The sequence below is a fragment of the Aerococcus sp. 1KP-2016 genome, assembly GCF_002252085.1.
In the GTDB taxonomy this organism is placed as follows: Bacteria; Bacillota; Bacilli; order Lactobacillales; family Aerococcaceae; genus Aerococcus.
The window spans coordinates 34,022-54,547 of sequence record NZ_NEEY01000010.1; the positions used below are offsets into that span (position 1 = coordinate 34,022).

Here is a 20,526-nt window from a genome sequence, read left to right on the forward strand (position 1 = left end):
AGCTTCAATAGCTAAAAAAACCGGCAAATAAAGCAATTAAGGTCAATGTTTAGCAAATAGGATGGACGGGGTTTTGATCTTAAATGATAAAATGGTTAAAAATAACATTGAAAATGGCCAGAAATTTTGTTATATTGGATGTAACGCATAGATTAGGAAAGGGGCGAGGTTACGTATGTTTGCGGAAAATGAAATGAAGTTTGATGCGATAGCCTCAAACCAAGTACCAATTTCAAGTACATCTTTATTATTATTATTAGCTTAGTTAGGATTCTACACGATTTGGTAGGGTCCTATTTCTCATGAAATATGGGCCAAGCTAATCAGCCGGTTGCTCGTATTTCACGAGTAACCGGCTTTTTTGTTTCGTCTAACCAACGAAATCAATGATGGTACTTGCATCTATGAGGTTGATTACATCCGATAGGCAAATTTTATAAAGCGTAAGACACTTTAGCTGACTGATAGAAAAAATGTAGCGGTGATAGGTTCAAGCAAATAGGAGAAAATTATGAATAATGCAATCGTAAAGAAATTCGGGATGGTTATGGCATCAGCAATGATGATTGTGGGTTGTGGTAGTGTAACGCAAACTTCAAGTACCGCAACCAACGCGGATGACAGTGACACGATCGTAGTTGGGGGTAACTTTGAATTAACAGGTGCTGTTGCTGCCTACGGGAATGATATTTCCAATGGTGCTAAATTAGCGGTTGAGGAAATTAATGCCAATGGTGGCGTCAATGGTAAACAATTAACTTATGTCGAGGCAGATAATAAATCAGATTCTAATGAATCGGCAGCTACAGCGACACGTTTAATTGATGAAGAAGGAGCTTCTGTCATCATCGGCCCATCTACAACGGCTAACTTTGAGGCCCAAGTTAATCCAGCTGAGACAGCTAAGGTACCTTTCATTGGACCAGCTGTAACAAGTGATGGGGCGACTACGGACGAAAATGGCGACGCTTATGATTATGGTTTTTCCGTTGCCTTCTTAAATTCTTTCCAAGGTGGCGCAATTGCCCGCTTTGCTAATGACAAAGGTTTCCAAAAAGCGGCAGTCCTACAAGATAATTCAGCTGATTATGGTCAAACGTTAGCAAGTGAATTTACGGATGCCTTTGAAGGCCAAGTGGTTTCCACAGAATCTTATGTATCAGGGGATAGTGATTTTAGCGCGATTCTTACCAATATTAAGGGTCAAAATCCCGATGTTATCTTTATTGCGGGCTACTACACAGAGGCAGGAACAATTATTAAACAAGCGCGTGAAATGGGCATTGAAGCCGCGATTGTTGGACCGGATGGTTTCGGTTCAGAAGAATTGTCTGCACTTGCCGGTGAAGACAATATGAATGACATCTACTACGTGTCACATTTTGCAACTGGTGAAGATGCACCACAAGCAGCACAAGATTTTTCAGCCGATTTTGAAGAAACATATGGTAAAGCACCGGATGCCTACGCAGCACTAGGTTATGATGCGGTAAATATCTATGCTGCAGCAGTTGAAGCGGCGGGTACTACTGAAACAACCGCAGTTGCTGAAGCCATCGCAGCAACCACAGATTTTGAAGGGATTACAGGCACCATCACCATGAAAGATGATCATACACCAAACAAAACTGCTTCCATTCAAGAAATTCAACAAAATGAAGTGGTAGGGTCAACTGCCGTAGCACCGGAATAAGGGGTTATGTGAGATTATTTCCGTATTATTAAATATTTCTGTGAAAATTTGAAATTTTAACTTGAAAAGATGACATAGGTTTGTTATATTATGGACAACTCATTAAGAACAAATTAGAAAAGGGTGGTGAAATCAGATGGGTTTATTGGTAGAAAATAATACGCTATGTAAAGCATATCTTGTTTCAGCATCTCAGGCGAAAATTATTATTTTGATTAACTAAGTGGATTCTACATTAGAGTAGGGTCCTATTTCCCCATCAGTGAGGGCCTTAGTTAAACGGCGGCCCCCATGATTAGGGTCGCCGTTTTTATTTATCCTTAAACGGCGGATAGTAATTTTTGAACCACTATTTGTCGACTGACATGAGCCAAAAATATTGAAAATAAATAGTTCTGGGGAGGACTTTATGATGAATTTTAAAAAGATGGCTTTAACTTTAGTCTCAGCGTTAACTTTAGCAGCCTGTGGTGCGGCAACGTCTACTACTAGTGGTGCGGGTACAACTGCAGACAACGAAACTTTCAATGTTGGTGGTAACTTCGGTCTATCTGGTGCTTTCTCTGCTTACGGTACTGCAATCAATGATGGTGCTACCTTAGCATTCAAAGAAATCAATGAAAATGGCGGTGTATTAGGTAAACAAGTAAATTACGTTAGCGTCGACAACAAATCTGATGCAACTGAATCTACGACACAAACTGCTCGTTTAATCGATGAAGAAAACATTTCTGTATTAATCGGTGCGGATACAACAGGTTCAACTGAAGCACAAATCCAAACTGCTACTGACGCAGGTGTACCTATCGTTGCACCAGCAGCAACAGGTGATACCTTAACTTTAGATGGCGACGGTAATGTATTAGAATACGTATTCCGTGTGCCATTCCAAGATGCTTTCCAAGGGGCAGTTCTAGCTGAATTTGCCAACCAAGAAGGCTACGGTAAGGCAGCAATTATTCAAGATAACTCTTCTGACTACGGTCAAAACTTAGCAGCAGAATTCGAAAAAACTTTTGAAGGTGAAATTGTTGCGACTGAATCTTACGTTTCAGGTGATACAGATTTCAACTCAATCATCAGCAATATTTCAGCAACTGATCCAGATGTAGTATTCATCGCTGGTTACTACACTGAAGGTGGTCCATTAGTGAAACAAGCACGTGAAGCTGGTTTAGACAGCGTTGTCTTAGCTCCTGATGGATTCGGTGCGCAAGAATTTATCGATTTAGCTGGTGCTGACAACGTAGATAACGTTTACTACGCAGCTCACTATACAACTGGTGAAGGTGCAACAGATAAAACTGCTGACTTTATTGAAGCATTCAACGCTGAATACGGCGAAGATCCTAACATGTTCGATGCTTTAGGTTACGATGCAGCGTACTTAGTTGCAGATGCAGCTGAACGTGCCGGTTCTGATGATCGTCAATTAATTACAGACGAATTAGCAGCAACAACAGACTTCGAAGGTGTAACTGGTACATTCTCAATGGATGAAAACCACAACCCTGTGAAAACTGCATACATCATTGGTTTAGAAGATGGTAAAGAAGTATCAACTTCTGCAGTATCTCCAGAAGACTTACAAAACTAGTGAAACATACACTTGATTAAATGAAGAAGGGTGGGCTGAGGCCTACCCTTCTTTTTGTGTATTTTGGTAAAATAGCAACCGTCAACAAAACGGAAGCGTCAATTGACGTATTTCATTGTCTATTTACATTAGAATTAAATTAAAATTCACCTTGATTTTTTCAAATAAAGTCAATATAATAACTGTAGTCTTATTTTTATTGTTCCAATTAAAAATTTGGAGGAATAGATGATGAAAATGAATAAATTAATGTTAACGTTGGGTTCTTTACTATTGTTAGCGGGCTGTGGTTCAGTGACGCAAACATCAAGTACAGATAATACGAATACTGGTGATGCCAGTGAAACAATTAAGATTGGTGGTAACTGGGATCTTTCTGGTGCCGGTGCAGCCTACGGTGGGCCAGCTAATGATGGGGTGAAATTAGCCTTTAAATTAGCCAACGAAGCCGGTGGTGTGAATGGCCAACAAATCGAATACGTTGAAGCTGATAACCGGACTGATGCCAATGAATCGGCAAATACGGCAGCACGTCTATTAGATGAAGAGAACGTACAGATGATTATTGGACCTGCAACTACGGGTGCTTTTGAAGCACAAATTCCAATTGGTACGAGTGCTGAAATTCCTATGATTGCGCCTGCAGCAACGGGAGATTCACTAACTGTTGATGATGAAGGCAATACGTTGGATTATGTGTTCCGTGTGGCTTTCCAAGATGCCTTCCAAGGGTTAGCATTAGCTACTTTTGCCAATGGTGAAGGTTATGAAACGGCAGCGATCATCCAAGATAATTCAACTGACTACGGTCAAAATCTTTCAGTAACCTTTAAAGACGCCTTTGAAGGGGAGATTGTTGCAGAAGAATCTTATATTGCTGGAGACACTGATTTCAATGCGATTTTAAATAACGTTGCGGCTAACGATCCAGACGTAATCTTTATAGCTGGTTACTATTCAGAGGGTGGTCCGATTGTTGGGCAAGCGCGTGGAATGGGCATTGATAGTGTGATTTTGGCACCAGATGGGTTTGGTAGCCAAGAATTCGTTGATTTAGCCGGTGCTGAGAACGTAACAGACTTCTACTACACATCACACTATACAACTGGTGAAGGTGCGAGTGAAGAGAGTGCAGCCTTTATTGAAGCGTATGAAGCTGAGTATGGCGTAGAGCCTGATATGTTTGCAGCCTTAGGTTATGATGCTGCGAATCTTGCGATTGATGCAATGACGCGTGCAGAATCATCTGATCCAGCAGCTGTTACGGCAGCGATAGCTGAAACAAAGGATTTTGCTGGAGTAACAGGTACATTCTCATTTGATGACCAACATAACCCAATCAAGACAGCATATATTCAAGAAATGCAAGATGGCGAAGTTGTGGGTACAACTGCAATTTCACCAGAAGATATTGCAGCACAATAGTTTTTATTGAATCAACTAGTGGTTTAATAGCTAGAGGGGTGTTCTTAGTGAAATGCAAACATTGTACATGTTTGGCATTTACCTTGAAGAACAACCCCTCTTTTTTGCAAAAAGGGGAAAGTTAAGCGTTATCATCCATAAAAATCAAGCGTTTCAAAAATAAGATTAGAAATGTATTAAAAAGCATTGCATTAATTTTGGCGTATTCTTATAATGAAAACAGTCTTATTCTTTATAAAATTTGCGGAAATGAAACATTTTTATCGGTAGTGAATGATTATCACCATCATAGCTTGATAATGTTAAGGATATACTTTTAGCCTGTGGTGGGTGGTTCCCCTGGGGTCTAAGGCATATATGTGTGAGATGGGAGAAAAACTCATTTTCTCATAAAAATCTGACATGGCTAATAACAAGCTTGTTTTATAAGAAAGAAATGTGTGATCCAACTAGTTCACTGCAAGTTAAAGAGGACTAGATGCAGATTGCTTGGGTGTAAACCCTTATAAGTATTAAAGGAAAAGGAAGTGAATTATTATGGAGATGTTTATGCAACAGCTCGTAAACGGACTCTCTTTGGGTAGTATTTATGCCCTAATGGCGCTTGGTTATACAATGGTTTATGGAATCATTGGTTTGATTAACTTTGCCCACGGTGATGTATATATGGTTGGGGCCTTCTTTGGCTTTTGGTTGATTACAGGGTTAGGTGTGCCTGTTATTCCAGCACTAATTATTACAATGATTTTTACAGCAATTTTAGGGGTTATCATCGAACGTGTGGCTTATAAACCACTACGTAAATCAACTCGTATTGCAGCCTTAATTACAGCCATCGGTGTTTCTTATTTATTACAAAATGCAATGATTTATTGGGTTGGACCGGAAGTTCGTGCTTTCCCTACAACTTTACCAAATCTAGCAATTGACTTGGGTATCTTTACGATTTCGACACAACAGGTTGTGATCTTTATCGTAACAATCATTTTAATGGCAGCTTTACAATATATTGTAAAATCTACCAAAATGGGTCAAGGTATGCGTGCCGTTTCTGTTGATGCAGATGCAGCGCGATTGATGGGGATTTCAGTAGATACAATTATTTCCTTTACCTTCGCAATTGGTTCAGCTTTAGCTGGTGCTGGTGGGGTATTGGTAGGGATCTACTATAACTCAATCTCTCCAACAATGGGTCTTACTCCTGGTATTAAAGCTTTCGTAGCGGCAGTACTTGGTGGTATTGGTTCAATTCCAGGTGCGATGTTGGGTGGCTTATTAATCGGTGTTATTGAATCTATGGTATCTATGATCGGCCTTTCTACTTGGCGTGATGCTGCAGTTTACTTCATCTTGATTATTATCCTTGTCTTCAGACCTAGCGGATTGTTAGGTAAGAGCACGCAAGAGAAAGTATAGGAGGGTTATGATGAAAAAAGAATCATGGGCAAAGAGCTTCTTTACGAAACCAACATTAACTTGGATTGCTGTGATTTTAGGAGTTTTCTTCTTAATCATGGCAGCCTATCTTCTAGGTTTAGTAACGTCGTTCTATCAAAACATTTTAATTACAATTGGGATCAATATGATCCTTGCAGTAGGGCTTAACCTGGTAGTAGGTTACGCAGGTCAGTTCTCTTTAGGACATGCCGGATTTATGGCGATTGGTGCCTATGTGGGTGCTATCGTTTCAATGCAAATCCCTGGTGAAGGTGGTTTCCTTTTAGGTATGGTTGCGGGTGCAGTACTAGCAGCAATCGTGGCTTTAATCGTTGGTGTACCAACTTTACGTTTAAAAGGTGACTATTTAGCAATTGCTACGTTAGGTGCATCTGAAATTATCCGTATCGTTATTCAAAACTTGGAAATTACCAATGGTGCCGCTGGTATCTCTGGAATTCCAATGAACGTTACTTGGATTACGCTATACATCTTCATCGTATTAACAACCTTATTAGTTGTTAACTACATCCACTCTAGTCCTGGTCGTGCAACGATTGCCGTTCGTGAGAATGAAATCGCAGCTGAATCAGTTGGGGTCAAAACAACAAAATATAAAATTATTGCTTTCGTAATTGGTGCGATTACTGCATCTATTGCGGGTAGTTTATATGCTGGTTACTTCTCTGTTATTAACCCATCTCAATTTACCTTCCAACGTTCAATCGATGTATTAATCATTGTTGTGTTCGGGGGTATTGGTTCTATTACTGGTTCATTCGTAGCAGCAATCGTGCTAGGTTTGTTAAACTCAGTGTTAGCACCTTTAGGTCAATTACGTATGGTATTCTACGGTATCGCTATTATTGCCATCATGGTATTCAAACCATCAGGCTTAATGGGTGAATATGAATTACAATTCAGCAAATTCTTTAACCGTAAAAAGAAAAAATCTGATAAAGAGGAGGCATAACCATGTCATTATTAAGCATCCAAGATTTAAGTAAAAATTTTGGCGGGTTAGCCGCCGTTTCTAATGTAAACATCGAACTAGAAAATAATGAGCTTGTTGGTCTTATCGGTCCCAATGGTGCTGGTAAAACAACACTTTTCAACTTGTTGACTGGTGTATATGTACCAAGTTCTGGTGAAGTTAAAATGACCACTGAAAAAGGTGAAGTTTTATTAAACGGTAAAGAACCAAGCGTTATTAACGAACTTGGTCTTGCACGTACTTTCCAAAATATCCGTTTATTCGGGAACTTGACTGTTTTAGACAATGTGCTAGTTGCATTGCATACAAAACATGGGGCAAACTTCTGGGCGTCTGTATTACGTACACCTAGCTTCTACCGTAATCGTCAAGAGTTAGAAGAACGTGCAATTGAGTTGCTACGTATTTTTAACCTTCAAGATTTAGTAAAAGAAAAAGCGAAAAACTTACCTTATGGGCAACAACGTCGTTTGGAAATTGTCCGTGCCTTAGCTACTGAACCTAAGATTTTATTCTTAGATGAGCCAGCTGCAGGGATGAACCCAAATGAAACAGCCGAATTAACTGAATTGATTCGTCAAATTCAAAAAGATTTTGATATTACTGTAGTCTTGATCGAACATGATATGTCATTAGTTATGAACGTTTGTGAACGTATCTATGTACTTGAATATGGTAAATTAATTGCCCACGGTACTCCAAGCGAAATTCAACAGAATCCAGCAGTTATCAAAGCGTACTTAGGAGGCGAGTAAATATGGCAATGTTAGAAATTAATGATTTGAAAGTCTCTTACGGGATGATTGAGGCCATTAAAGGGATTAGCCTTGAAGTAAATCAAGGTGAAATCGTATCTTTAATCGGTTCCAATGGTGCAGGTAAATCTACGACACTTCGTACAATTTCAGGTATTAAGCCTGCTAAGAGCGGATCAATTGTATACGAAGGCAAAGATATCACGAAAGCATCTGCAATGAGTATTGTGAAAGATGGTATTTCTCAAGTACCAGAAGGACGTCACGTATTTAAAGGGATGACCGTTAAGGAAAACCTTATGATGGGTGCCTTCACTCGTAAAGATCGTGATGCCTTGAAAGCCGATATGGAAAAAGCATTTGAATACTTCCCAATCATCAAGGAACGTCTAAACCAAGATGCCGCTACTTTATCTGGTGGGGAACAACAAATGGTTGCCATGGCGAGAGCTTTAATGTCTCAACCTAAATTGTTACTATTGGATGAACCTTCAATGGGGCTTGCGCCTTTATTCATTAAACAAATCTTCAATATTATTCAAGAAATTAATGAAGCGGGTACCACAGTACTATTGATTGAACAAAATGCTAAACAAGCACTAACCATTTCTCATCGTGCATACGTAATGGAAACTGGTCGTATCACTTTAACCGGTACAGGTGCTGAGTTGTTAACATCTGAAAAAGTCCAAGAAGCGTATCTTGGTGGTGCGAAAGCATAATATAATTATCATATAAACGTAATAAAGAGTTGGGTAATCGTAATGGATTATGCAACTCTTTTTTTGTATAATGCATGTGCACATTATGGACAAGTGGGCCATGAGCTAGCCGTGTGATTTTTGATTGTAAGACTAGACTCAAGACCTAAGCTAGGGACTTATATAAATGATATGATTTGAGGGAGGGGGTGACATATGTTGAAACAGAAACGACGGAAGGGTTTATTGGCGAAGACAGGCATGCAGTTACAGCAGAAGCTGCAGCGTGCATTTCGTAATGGTTTGAAACATAAGAAAAGATATATGCCTAAGAAAAAACGTGACGCGCGAAGAAAGTGGCTGTGGCTTTTGCTAGTCTTCTTTGTGGGTCTATTTTGTGGCAATCACAGGACACCACAGTTGAAGACGGCAGTACAGGTACAGTAACCGAAACGCCAACTGAGGACTACACAGACCAAGAATTTATTCAGTTAATTGGAGAATATGCGGTGGCAGAATATCCAAAATCGCAAGTACTACCAAGTATTGTTGTTGCGCAAGCAGTGCTAGAATCTGATTTTGGTCGTAGTGACTATCCAGTAAGTATTTCAATTTATTCGGACGTAAAGCCTATTCAGAATCGGAACCAAGTGTGGATTTACCAACCCAAGAATTCGTGAACGGCGCATATGTCACTGTGGATGAACCTTTCCGTGTATACGCCTCTTGGCAAGAATCTGTTGCAGACCACGGGGAATTGTTGGCCAATGGTACTTCTTGGAATAATGCGCATTACGATCAGGTGATAAATGCCGCCGATTATCAACATGCGGCATACGCTTTACAAGAAGCGGGTTACGCGACAGATCCAAATTATGCCGAGACTTTGATCGACGTAATTGAGGCATATGATCTAACAAAATTCGATGACTTAGTAAAATAAACAAATTATGTTTGCAATGTATTATATTCCGGTGTATTATTAAAGATGAACAATATCTCGGTATATTGTACTTTTTACAGGGGGTAGAACCGTGGCAAAGTCTAAAAGCTATAAGGATATTGCATACCAATATCTGAAAGAACAAATTGATAGCAATCTGCTATTACCTGACACACACTTAAAAGAAGTAGAAATTGCAGAGACATTAGGTATGAGCCGAACGCCGGTTCGAAAAGCCATGGCTCAACTTGCTGAAGAGGATTATATCCGAATTGAACAGTATAAAGGGGCAGTTGTTGCAAAGAATACCTTGAATGCGCGTGCGATTGTGGAACGTTTGCAATTTATTGAATTGTTGACGATGAACTTATTCCAACAGATGCAAAATAAAGATGTACAAGTGGATGTTCAAAAGGTCGAAACCTTGAAAGACGAGATTAATGCATCTTTGACAAATTTCCAATTGGAGGCCTATTTTGATACGGAATTTAGAATGTTTACCTATTTAGTATCATTCTATCCAAACTCTTACTTCAGACAGGTGACCTTAAATACAATTCAACCTTTGCATGAATTGTATATCAAAGAATCTAAGGAAGATCCAACTTTCTTCAGACGTGAAGCGAAGGACTTGAATGAGAACTACGCGACCATGCTAGAAGCCTTAATAGAAAAGGATTATGCCATGGCGCGTAAACAAGCCCGTATCTGGATTAACCAACTGATTTTATATCAAATTAATAAATAGCAATTTTTAAGAGAATTGGCCATTGTGGTCAATTCTTTTTTGTGAAAAAGGGTGTGGATGATATTTGGTGTTTTTTCTGTCGGGTGGTGAACGTCTAGGGCAATTGGATATTCAGACGAAAGATTTTTAAAAGATGGGCTATCAATCATAAATTTTCAGGCGCTTTTCAAATATGGGATTTCATATTTGAATATTTCGCTATTTTTTCAAGTATAGGCTGTCGTTCTTGAATATTTCCCTGTTTTTTCAAATATGGGATTTCATTCTTTAAACCAAGCTGGTTAGGAGCTGAACATTTTTCCAATTATCCTATCCAGTCGAGTTCGGATCTCCAGAAAGCCTCTCGCTTCAGATTAGCTCGCCGATGACTTACATCATCGTCATCACTAATCTTCCACCGACGGCTTTCTAAACGCCCTCCCTCTCATCCTATCCAGTCGAGTTCGTTCGGGCAGACAGGTCTCCACTTCGAACATATTTGCAGCAAGTTGCACTCGCTACTGCATATGTCCTTCAGTGTTACCTGTCTAAACGCCCTCCCTCTCATCCTATAATTATTGAACGGGTGTTCTATTAATGGTAGACTTATCATTGAAACTATAGGGAAGGTGGCCTAAGAAATGGCACTGAATCAATTTACCAAAGGCTTGAATGATAAGCAAAGAGAGGCTGTTGAGCATACTGAAGGTCCGCTCTTAATTATGGCCGGTGCGGGTAGTGGGAAGACACGTGTTTTGACCCACCGTATGGCTTATATTTTAAGCGAGAAGGATGTGAATCCATGGAATATCTTAGCAATCACCTTTACCAATAAGGCTGCTAAGGAGATGAAGGAGCGTGTGTCTGCGCTTGTCGGTCCGGATGCCAATGATATGTGGGTCTCGACTTTTCACTCCATGTGCGTACGTATTTTGCGTCGTGAGGCGGAGGCAATTGGCTTTACTCGTTCGTTCACCATTGCTGATCCATCTGAACAACAAACTTTAGTGAAACGTATTATCAAAGAATTAAATCTAGATAAAGACAAATTTTCCCACAAAATGATTTTGGGGAAAATTTCTGATGCGAAGAATAATCTGATGTTACCAGATGACTATCGTGAAAATTACTCAGGCTACATCGAAGATATTATTGCGGATGTGTATGAACGCTACCAAAAAGGCTTACAAGCGGCGCAATCATTCGACTTCGATGATTTAATTATGTATACAGTGAAATTATTCGATCAACAACCTGAGATTTTGAAATATTACCAACAAAAATTTCACTATATTCATGTCGATGAATATCAAGATACCAACGAGGCCCAATATAAATTGGTGAAACACCTAGGGGCTTACTTCAAAAATGTTTGTGTGGTTGGGGATGCTGACCAATCAATCTATGGTTGGCGTGGTGCCAATATGGAAAACATCTTGAATTTTGAACATGACTATCCAAATTCTACGACGATTTTGCTAGAGCAAAATTACCGTTCTACCAAGAATATTTTGCAAGCGGCCAATAATGTCATCAATCAAAATAACAATCGTAAAGACAAAACCCTGTGGACTGATAATGACAAAGGGGATTTGATTTCTTATTACCGCGCGCAAAATGAACGCGATGAGTCCAACTATGTCATCTCTAAAATTAAGGATCACCTAAAAATGATGGTTATCATTATGGTGATTTTGCGATTCTATACCGTACCAACGCTCAATCGCGTGTAATGGAAGAAAATTTGGTGAAAGCCAATATGCCATACCGCATTGTCGGTGGTTTGAAATTCTACGACCGTAAAGAAATTAAAGACGTCTTAGCTTACTTGAAATTACTAGCTAATCCGGCTGATAATTTATCTTTTACCCGTATTATCAATGTACCAAAACGTGGGATTGGTCCGGGGACGTTAGAAAAATTAACCCGTTTTGCAAGCCAACAAGGCATTTCTTTACTTCAAGCAGCATCGTTAGTGGACTATTCGCCTATTACAGGTAAGGGTGCAACGAGTTTGAAGGAATTTGCCCAAACCATGACTGATCTCCAAGCTGAGCGTGCCTTCCTACCAATTCAAGAATTGGTGGAAGAAGTCTTGAAAAAAACCAACTATCTCAAAGACTTGGAAAGTCAAAAAACACTTGAAGCGGATGCCCGTATTGATAATATTCACGAATTCATTTCCGTAACCCAAGAGTTCGACAAACGTTGGGAAGCGGACCGTAATTTGCGTGAACAAGAAGCGACAATCGCTGCACAAGAAGAGGAAAATCGTGATTTCGACTTAACACCAACCAATCTAGCAACAGGTGACCAAACGGCAACACCATTAAACGCAGATGGTACCTTCAACTTATTTGACACCAATGAAATTCTAGCAGAACTCGACAATGTGATGGATCAACCAATCGAGGAAGATGCCTTAATGGGCTTCATTACTGACCTGGCCTTGGTATCTGACTTAGACAATCAAGACGTTAACCAACAAGGCGAACTAACCCTGATGACCCTTCATGCGGCCAAAGGACTTGAATTCCCGGTTGTATTCATTATTGGGATGGAAGAAGGCATGTTCCCATTGGCGCGTGCAGCCAAGGACGAAGACGAATTAGAAGAAGAACGCCGTCTAGCCTATGTGGGTATCACACGAGCAGAACAAAAACTCTATATTACCAACTCTCTATCACGCTTGCTGTACGGGCAATACCAATCAAATCCAGCCTCAAGATTCATCGCTGAAATTGACCCAGAAGTCTTAGATGATAGCGAAAATGAGCGCTCTGTGTTCCAACCTACCAGTTCCTATGATTCGCCATTTGGCGCTAGTAGTGGGTCATCCTCATATGCATCAACGACTAACTTCGGTGGTGCGAGTGCGAATCGTCGCTCAGCGAACACCTATGAGCGCGCAAACGTGCGTTCATTCTATGACCGCAAGCAAGAGGAGAAACGTTCTGTCTTTAATCCGGTAAACAAGAAGCCGGATGTTGAGGTGGTCGAGGTCCTGTAACTTGGGCAATCGGCGATAAGGCCGTCCACAAGAAATGGGGCGTGGGCACGGTGGTGAAAGTATCTGGTTCCGGAAATGACCAGGAGTTAGACATTGCCTTTCCAAACCAAGGTATCAAGCGCTTGCTGTCAGCCTTTGCACCTATTCAAAAACAAGCGTAATACTTTTTGTAAAAAGAGATTTTTAAAGGAGATTGAAGATGACAAAGGATGCGCAACAACATATTGATGTCTTGCGAATGGAAGAGTTGACGGATCAGTTGAATGATTATGCCTACCAATATTATGCTTTGGATAATCCCACGATTTCGGATCAGGAGTATGACCAACTGTATCGTGAGTTGCAGGCGTTAGAGGCCAAGTATCCTGAGTTTGTGTTGGCAGAATCGCCAACGCAACGAGTGGGGGATGCGGTGAGTGAGGTCTTTTCTAAGGTGACGCATTCGCAACCCATGATGTCGCTAGGGAATGCCTTTAATTTTGCTGAAGTGAATAAATTCGTGGAGGATGCTAAACGTTTGGTGGATGGGCCAATTCGTTTCGTCTGTGAATTAAAAATTGACGGTCTGTCCGTAGCCATTCAATATGAGAACGGCCGTTATGTCCGTGCTGCAACGCGTGGAGACGGGGTGGTGGGTGAGGATATCACTAACAACGTTCGGACCATTAAGTCAGTACCGATGAAGCTACGTCAAGCGATTGATATCGAGGTGCGTGGTGAAATTTATATGCCGAAAGCATCATTCGTAGCCTTAAATGAGCAACGCGAAGAGGCTGGTCTGCCAACCTTTGCCAACCCTCGTAACGCAGCGGCAGGGTCTATTCGTCAGCTAGATGCTAATGTAACATCACGTCGTAACTTGAGTATTTTCCTGTATTCAGGTGTATTCTCTGACCAAGTGCCTATTCATAGCCAATCTGATCTGTTCGAGATTTTCCCAGATTATGGTTTGCGGGTAAATCCTATGTATCGTATTTGTGAAACAGCTGCTGAAATTCAAGCCTACATTGAAGAGATGACGGCTAAACGTCATGAATTACCGTACGGTATTGATGGTATCGTTATCAAGGTAGATGCGTTTGAAGACCAAGAAACGCTGGGCTATACAGTGAAAGCGCCGAAATGGGCTATTGCCTACAAATTCCAAGCCGAAGAAGTGGAAACAGTGGTGCATGATATTGAGTGGACCGTTGGCCGTACGGGTGTGGTTACACCAACTGCCATCATGGAGCCAGTCTTATTAGATGGTTCAACCGTACAACGCGCGAGCTTGCACAATATGGACCTCATTGAAGCTAAGGATATTCGTTTACATGATACCGTAGTGATCCATAAAGCGGGCGATATTATTCCGGAAGTGGTACATGTGGTTTTAGATAAGCGTCCGGAAGACTCAGTAGCTTATCCAAAACCGACAGTTTGTCCGGCTTGTCATAGTGACTTGGTGCATCTTGAAGATGAAGTCGCATTGCGATGTGTGAATCCAGCTTGTCCGGCGCAGGTCAAGGAAAAATTGAACCATTTCGTTTCACGTGACGCTATGAATATTACAGGTGTTGGCCCAAGTGTCTTAGATCAAATGTACGAGAAGGCGAACGTGAAAAGTCCGGCTGACTTATACCATGTGACAAAAGACCAATTGATGACGCTAGATAAGATTGGCGACAAGTCCTCTGATAAAATTATACAAGCCATTGACGACTCTAAGGATAATTCCTTAGAACGATTGCTGTTTGGTTTGGGTATCCGCCATGTTGGCGCGAAAGCGGCCCGTCAAATTGCGGAAGTCTATCCTTCGATGGCTGAAATCATGGTTCAAGATGTTGCAGCCTTTACTAATATTGAAGGAATTGGCGAAACGATTGCTGATTCGGTGGTTGCCTTTTTCGCAACAGATGGGGTACAAGATTTAGTAACATCCCTAAAAGATAGTGGGGTCAATATGACCTATAGGGGACCAGCTAAGGCCGAAATTGAAGCGGTGGATTCCTTCTGGGCGGGTAAGACGGTCGTCCTAACAGGTAAATTGAGTCAATACACACGTCCGGAAGCCAAGAAAGCGATTGAAGCACTTGGTGGGAATGTGACGGGATCAGTTTCTAAGAAAACGGATATTTTGGTGGCCGGTGAAGATGCTGGTTCGAAATTGACGAAAGCCCAAGATTTAGGGGTTACGATTTTCTCTGAACAAGACATGGTGGACAAGTTATAATATAATAAGACAATAGAAGAAATAGAATGTACTTGGGATTGGGTAAAAACTCAAGTGAAGAAAGGGAATGCTGTGTTGAAAATAAAAAAATACCATTCATTAGCAATCGTAATGCTAGCCAGTTTTGCCTTAGCGGCATGCCAAAATGGCGAATCTGATGTGAGCCAAGCATCGAGTACATCCTCAACAGAGACACAAAGTAGCCAAAATCAAACGGATCAATTATCGACGGAATACTATTCCTCATATATTCAAGATGGCACTTACCAAATTAATGGGGCTTCAGGATTGGTATCCGGTGATACTTCTCAAGCCAATTTAGAAAATTTGGAGCGTGGTCTATATGACTTAGCCCAAAATATCTTTGCAACAGAAGACTATTCACTAAAAGAAGGCCAAGTGCTCAGTGAAGATACCGTTAACGAGTGGTTGGGCGCTAAATCTGATGACAATCCAAATGGTTTGAACCCAGCTGGTGCCTTATCTGAAACGATTGATGGCTTTGAACCGCGTTATCTAAACTCCATTATGGAATACGATTTTGTGAATGCCAATGGTGACGTAGCTGGGATTTCAATCGGTTTGGCCATGAATTATGCTGATACCTTCACCAGTGATTCAGATTCACAAGAGGTGGAAATCACCGCTGATCAACGTATTGAACAGGGGAAAGCGATGGCTGAAACCATTGTCAGCCGTATCCGTGAGAACGAGGCCTACGCCAACATACCTATCCACATTGCCGTTTTTGAAAATGCGGCTTCAGGTGACTTGGGTGGCGGTACGTACACGACAGACGCCGTATCCTCAAGTGGTACGAGCTTTGGTGACTGGTCTAGCTATACCAAAGATTATGTAGTATATGGTGTCGATGATGCGCCAAATGAAGAAGACACTGTCTCTTTCACACGATTCCGTGATCAAGTTTCAAGCTTCTACCCACAACTTTCTGGTTTATCAGGCGTTGGTTACTATGAAGATAATGAATTGAAGAAGATCAACATCATCATCAATAGCCAATTTGATGGCTATTCTGAAGTCATTGCCGTAGCGCAACAAGCAATTGCGACTGCCAACAGTGTCTTCAAAACAAATGTCGAAATTCAAATCCAAGTCGTGACAGCAGATGGCGTTCGTGCCCTGTTATCACGTCCACAAGATGCGGATACATTTGACTATGTCTTGGTAAATTAGTTCTGGTGTTATATTTTTTAACATAAAAGAATTGATTAACAAGGTGATACCTGGTGTAATAGGCAAGACCTTGATGAAAAGGCTTGCCTATTGCTTTTTCAAAAAAATACTAATGTTAGTTTAATTAACATTGTTGATATAGTCGGTTTATGCTAAAATTAAGCAAGTAAAATAAGGCGAAAACTAAGCTGAAAAATGAAGGAGGAACCCGTTATGGCGATTTCTGAAGAAGAAGTTAAACGGATTGCTAATCTAGCAAAATTCCAAGTAGAAGATGAAGAAGTGTTACACTTTACCAATGAATTTGGCAACATCCTAAATATGATCAACGAATTACAAGCGGTAGATACGACGAATGTAAACCCAATGTTCTGGGCAGTTGATTTCAAAAACGTAATGCGCGAAGACAAAGTTGTGGAAACACAAACACGTGATGAATTATTCATCAACGCAAAGACAACATCAGATGGGTTCATCGAAGTACCATCAATTATTGATACAGACGGAGGCGAAGCTTAATGGATAAATTTACAGATACGATTCGCTCATTGAACGAAAAATTGGTTGCTGGCCAAGTAACGGCTGTAGAATTAGTTCAAGAAGCCATTAGCCGTGTAAAGGCAGACAATGATATCATCAATGCGGTAATCACATTAGATGAAGAAAATGCCTTAGCGAAAGCCAAAGCATCTGATGCAAAAGGTTACTCAATAGAACGTCCATTACAAGGTATTCCTATTGGGTTAAAAGATAATATTCTTACAAATGGCGTAATAACAACAGCCGGATCTAAAATGTTAGCTGATTTTGTCCCAATCTACGATGCAACTGTAACTGAACGTTTAGAAGCAGCTGGTGCAATCAATATTGGTAAATTGAACATGGACGAATTCGCAATGGGTGGTTCTAACGAAACATCTTACTTTGGCCCTGTGCGTAACCCATTCGATACAGACCGTGTACCTGGTGGTTCATCAGGTGGATCTGCAGCCGCTGTAGCAGCAGGTCAAGTCTTAGCAACTTTAGGTACTGATACTGGTGGTTCAATCCGTCAACCAGCAGCATACAACGGTATCGTAGGTATGAAACCTACATATGGCCGTGTATCTCGTTGGGGAGTGATTTCTTTCGCATCTTCATTAGACCAAGTTGGGCCAATGACACGTACTGTTGAAGATAATGCTATCATGTTACAAACCATCGCTGGTTATGATGAAAAAGACTCAACTTCAGCACCATTAGAAGTACCAAACTACGTGGCATCTATGAAAGATGGCGTTCAAGGTTTAACACTAGGTGTACCTGCAGAATTCTTCGATGATGCAGTTGATCCACAAGTGAAAGAACAAGTACAAGCAGCGATTAAACAATTAGAAAATGCTGGTGCAACTGTAAAAGAAATTAGCTTTGCTAACTTGAAATATGGTATTCCAGTCTACTATATCATCGCTTCTGCTGAAGCATCTTCAAACTTACAACGTTACGATGGTATTCGTTATGGTTACCGTGCGGAAAACTTCTCTAACTTAGAAGAACTTTACGTTAAAACACGTACAGAAGGCTTCGGGGACGAAGTAAAACGTCGTTTGATGACTGGTACATTCTCAATCGCTTCTGAAAATATTGATGACTACTTCATGCAAGCAGCCAAAGTGCGTATGTTAATTAAAGAAGCTTTTGATAAGATTTTTGAAGAAGTCGACTTAATTGTTAGCCCAGTAACCACTGGTACAGCCTTCAAAATTGGTGAAAAATCATCTGATCCAATCGAAATGTACATGGCTGACTTGTTAACAGTACCTGTCAACTTAGCTGGATTACCAGGTCTTTCAATGCCTGTAGGTTTTGATGATAAGGGGCTACCAATTGGTATGCAAATTATCGGTGACCGTTTTGCAGAAGAAAAAATCTACCGTGCAGCTTATGCCGTAGAACAAGTGAACGACGCTTATACAAAACATCCAGCAGAGTAAGAGGGGGAAAAAGAATGAACTATGAAACAGTCATTGGACTTGAAGTCCATGTTGAATTAAAAACAGAATCAAAAATGTTCTCTCCATCTGCCGCTCATTTTGGAGCTGAACCAAACACAAACACTAACGTAATTGACTTTGGTTACCCAGGGGTCTTACCAAAAATGAACCGTCGCGGGATTGAGTTTGCGATTAAAGCTGCATTAGCTTTAAACTGTACAATCAACCCAGTACAACATTTTGACCGAAAGAACTACTTCTACCCAGATAATCCCAAAGCCTTTCAAACAACACAACTATGGCAACCAATTGGTGAAAATGGTTGGATTGAAATTGAAGTCGGTGGCGAAACCAAAAAAATCCGCATCGAACGTCTTCATTTAGAAGAAGATGCGGGTAAAAACATTCACGGCAACGGTGCTTCATTAGTGGATTTAAACCGTCAAGGGACACCACTATTGGAAATCGTTTCTGAAGCAGATATGCGTTCTCCAGAAGAAGCATATGCTTACCTAGAAAAAATCCGTGAAATCATCCGTTTCACAGGTGTTTCTGATGTGAAAATGGAAGAAGGTTCTATGCGTTGTGACGCCAACATTTCTTTACGTCCATATGGTCAAAAAGAATTTGGTACAAAGAACGAATTGAAGAACTTGAACTCATTCAACTACGTACGTAAAGGTCTAGCTTACGAAGAAAAACGCCAAGCACAAGTACTTAACGCTGGTGGCGTTATCGAACAAGCCACTCGTCGTTACGATGAAAATACTGGTAAAACACAATTGATGCGTGTCAAAGAAGGGGCAGCGGACTACCGTTACTTCCCAGAACCTGACCTACCACCATTTACAGTATCTGACGCTTGGTTAGAAGAAATTCAAGCAAGCTTACCAGAAATGCCTGCAGACCGCCGTAAACGTTATGTAGAAACTTACGAATTACCAGAATACGATGCGCAAATCTTAACGCAAACCCTAGAAATGTCTAATTTCTTTGATGCATCTGTTAAAGCTGGGGCAGATCCAAAACAAGCCTCTAACTGGTTAATGGGTGAAGTATCTGCTTACCTAAATGACAATGAAAAAGAATTAGACCAAATCGGTTTAACACCAGAATCACTTGCAGAAATGATTCAATTAATTGAAGATGGTACAATTTCTAGCAAACAAGCGAAGAAAGTCTTCAAATCATTAGCTGATAAGGGTGGCTCTGCCAAAGAAGTTGTTGAAGCTGAAGGTTTAGTACAATTATCTGATCCTGCACAATTGTTACCATTGATTACTGAAATCCTTGATAACAACCAACAATCAATTGACGACTACAAAGCTGGTAAGAAGAAAGCGACTGGTTTCTTAGTTGGTCAAATTATGAAAGCAACGAAAGGGCAAGCAAACCCACAAGTTGTAAACCAATTATTAACCGAAGAATTGGATAAACGTTAATTTCATGAATTGATTTCTTGCTACATTTGAATATTCAGACAATATGAAGGCTCTCCTAGGTGTTACTGAATGGTAATACTGTAGGAGAGCTTTTTTCTTTGGCATGGGTGTTTCATGCGGAATTTAGTGGGTATTCAAATATGAAATCTCATAGTAGAAAAAAGGACCAGATATTCAAAAATGGGCAGGTCATATTTGATAAAATGATGCCAAAATTCAAATATGAAATTTCATAATCGAAAAAGAGGCCAAATATTCTCATATGAAATTGCGTACTTGATACACCAAATATATGCATTGTCAAGGACAGTATAAAATTGTAGGTTTATGACAGAATAAAAATGTAGGTTTTTGACAGTCTAATTTAGAAGTCCATTTATATTTTCCCTTTCATACGATATGATTTTCCAGTAATCTTGAAGA

15 protein-coding genes and 1 pseudogene are annotated in these 20,526 nt (G+C 40.4%); all 16 read left to right on the forward strand.

Annotation, left to right across the window (positions count from 1 at the left end; translation table 11 throughout):
• Window positions 1-511: 511 nt before the first annotated feature.
• The 16 genes and pseudogenes from B9P78_RS03455 to gatB all read left to right on the forward strand — a co-directional run bounded on the left by B9P78_RS03455 (window position 512) and on the right by gatB (window position 20,103).
• A complete protein-coding gene (locus B9P78_RS03455) occupies window positions 512-1,693 on the forward strand; it encodes an ABC transporter substrate-binding protein (protein WP_094518151.1) in 1,182 nt (393 codons plus the stop codon).
• Window positions 1,694-2,105: 412 nt separating this feature from the next.
• Window positions 2,106-3,290 (forward strand): ABC transporter substrate-binding protein, encoded by a 1,185-nt coding sequence (locus B9P78_RS03460; RefSeq protein WP_094518152.1) that lies wholly within the window; start codon window positions 2,106-2,108, stop codon window positions 3,288-3,290.
• A 231-nt stretch (window positions 3,291-3,521) separates the two neighbouring features.
• Entirely contained in the window at window positions 3,522-4,715 is a 1,194-nt protein-coding gene (locus tag B9P78_RS03465) for an ABC transporter substrate-binding protein (RefSeq protein WP_094518153.1), read from the forward strand.
• 537 nt (window positions 4,716-5,252) lie between these two features.
• Window positions 5,253-6,131, forward strand: coding sequence for a branched-chain amino acid ABC transporter permease (locus B9P78_RS03470; protein WP_094518154.1), 879 nt, complete (start codon window positions 5,253-5,255; stop codon window positions 6,129-6,131).
• Window positions 6,132-6,138: 7 nt separating this feature from the next.
• Complete coding sequence (locus B9P78_RS03475; RefSeq protein ID WP_094518155.1) at window positions 6,139-7,125, forward strand: branched-chain amino acid ABC transporter permease; 987 nt, start codon at window positions 6,139-6,141, stop codon at window positions 7,123-7,125.
• Window positions 7,126-7,127: 2 nt separating this feature from the next.
• Window positions 7,128-7,901: an ABC transporter ATP-binding protein gene (locus tag B9P78_RS03480; protein ID WP_094518156.1), complete on the forward strand. Its 774-nt coding sequence runs from the start codon at window positions 7,128-7,130 to the stop codon at window positions 7,899-7,901.
• An 8-nt stretch (window positions 7,902-7,909) separates the two neighbouring features.
• Complete coding sequence (locus tag B9P78_RS03485; RefSeq protein ID WP_199445725.1) at window positions 7,910-8,623, forward strand: ABC transporter ATP-binding protein; 714 nt, start codon at window positions 7,910-7,912, stop codon at window positions 8,621-8,623.
• Between the two features lie 374 nt (window positions 8,624-8,997).
• On the forward strand, window positions 8,998-9,282 hold the full coding sequence (locus tag B9P78_RS10045; protein WP_233487686.1) for a glucosaminidase domain-containing protein: 285 nt from the start codon (window positions 8,998-9,000) through the stop codon (window positions 9,280-9,282).
• Complete coding sequence (locus B9P78_RS10050) at window positions 9,255-9,545, forward strand: glycoside hydrolase family 73 protein (RefSeq protein ID WP_233487687.1); 291 nt, start codon at window positions 9,255-9,257, stop codon at window positions 9,543-9,545. Before B9P78_RS10045 ends, B9P78_RS10050 begins: the two co-directional genes overlap by 28 nt.
• 91 nt (window positions 9,546-9,636) lie before the next feature.
• Window positions 9,637-10,293, forward strand: coding sequence for a GntR family transcriptional regulator (locus B9P78_RS03495; protein WP_094518158.1), 657 nt, complete (start codon window positions 9,637-9,639; stop codon window positions 10,291-10,293).
• 620 nt (window positions 10,294-10,913) lie between these two features.
• Window positions 10,914-13,443 (forward strand): annotated as a pseudogene (locus B9P78_RS03500) (UvrD-helicase domain-containing protein).
• Window positions 13,444-13,481: 38 nt separating this feature from the next.
• Complete coding sequence (ligA, locus tag B9P78_RS03505; RefSeq protein ID WP_094518159.1) at window positions 13,482-15,494, forward strand: NAD-dependent DNA ligase LigA; 2,013 nt, start codon at window positions 13,482-13,484, stop codon at window positions 15,492-15,494.
• A gap of 72 nt (window positions 15,495-15,566) precedes the next feature.
• Window positions 15,567-16,688 carry a CamS family sex pheromone protein gene (locus B9P78_RS03510; protein WP_094518160.1) on the forward strand — a complete coding sequence of 374 codons (1,122 nt, stop codon included), beginning with the start codon at window positions 15,567-15,569 and terminating at the stop codon, window positions 16,686-16,688.
• Window positions 16,689-16,901: 213 nt separating this feature from the next.
• On the forward strand, window positions 16,902-17,207 hold the full coding sequence (gatC, locus tag B9P78_RS03515) for an Asp-tRNA(Asn)/Glu-tRNA(Gln) amidotransferase subunit GatC (protein ID WP_233487688.1): 306 nt from the start codon (window positions 16,902-16,904) through the stop codon (window positions 17,205-17,207).
• The gene (gatA, locus tag B9P78_RS03520) at window positions 17,207-18,661 is read left to right on the forward strand and encodes an Asp-tRNA(Asn)/Glu-tRNA(Gln) amidotransferase subunit GatA (RefSeq protein ID WP_094518162.1); all 1,455 of its coding nucleotides are present in this window, start codon (window positions 17,207-17,209) and stop codon (window positions 18,659-18,661) included. The genes gatC and gatA overlap by 1 nt, the downstream gene beginning before the upstream one ends.
• Before the next feature lie 14 nt (window positions 18,662-18,675).
• Window positions 18,676-20,103, forward strand: a complete 1,428-nt coding sequence (gene gatB, locus B9P78_RS03525) for an Asp-tRNA(Asn)/Glu-tRNA(Gln) amidotransferase subunit GatB (protein WP_094518163.1) — start codon at window positions 18,676-18,678, stop codon at window positions 20,101-20,103.
• Window positions 20,104-20,526: the final 423 nt, after the last annotated feature.

What these genes read in the sequence shown, in the direction of transcription:
- B9P78_RS03455 (WP_094518151.1), top strand. Translation starts at nt 512, where the DNA reads ATGAATAATGCAATCGTAAAGAAATTCGGGATGGTTATGGCATCAGCA.
- B9P78_RS03460 (WP_094518152.1), top strand. Translation starts at nt 2,106, where the DNA reads ATGAATTTTAAAAAGATGGCTTTAACTTTAGTCTCAGCGTTAACTTTA.
- B9P78_RS03465 (WP_094518153.1), top strand. Translation starts at nt 3,522, where the DNA reads ATGAAAATGAATAAATTAATGTTAACGTTGGGTTCTTTACTATTGTTA.
- B9P78_RS03470 (WP_094518154.1), top strand. Translation starts at nt 5,253, where the DNA reads ATGGAGATGTTTATGCAACAGCTCGTAAACGGACTCTCTTTGGGTAGT.
- B9P78_RS03475 (WP_094518155.1), top strand. Translation starts at nt 6,139, where the DNA reads ATGATGAAAAAAGAATCATGGGCAAAGAGCTTCTTTACGAAACCAACA.
- B9P78_RS03480 (WP_094518156.1), top strand. Translation starts at nt 7,128, where the DNA reads ATGTCATTATTAAGCATCCAAGATTTAAGTAAAAATTTTGGCGGGTTA.
- B9P78_RS03485 (WP_199445725.1), top strand. Translation starts at nt 7,910, where the DNA reads ATGTTAGAAATTAATGATTTGAAAGTCTCTTACGGGATGATTGAGGCC.
- ligA (WP_094518159.1), top strand. Translation starts at nt 13,482, where the DNA reads ATGACAAAGGATGCGCAACAACATATTGATGTCTTGCGAATGGAAGAG.
- gatC (WP_233487688.1), top strand. Translation starts at nt 16,902, where the DNA reads ATGGCGATTTCTGAAGAAGAAGTTAAACGGATTGCTAATCTAGCAAAA.
- gatA (WP_094518162.1), top strand. Translation starts at nt 17,207, where the DNA reads ATGGATAAATTTACAGATACGATTCGCTCATTGAACGAAAAATTGGTT.
- gatB (WP_094518163.1), top strand. Translation starts at nt 18,676, where the DNA reads ATGAACTATGAAACAGTCATTGGACTTGAAGTCCATGTTGAATTAAAA.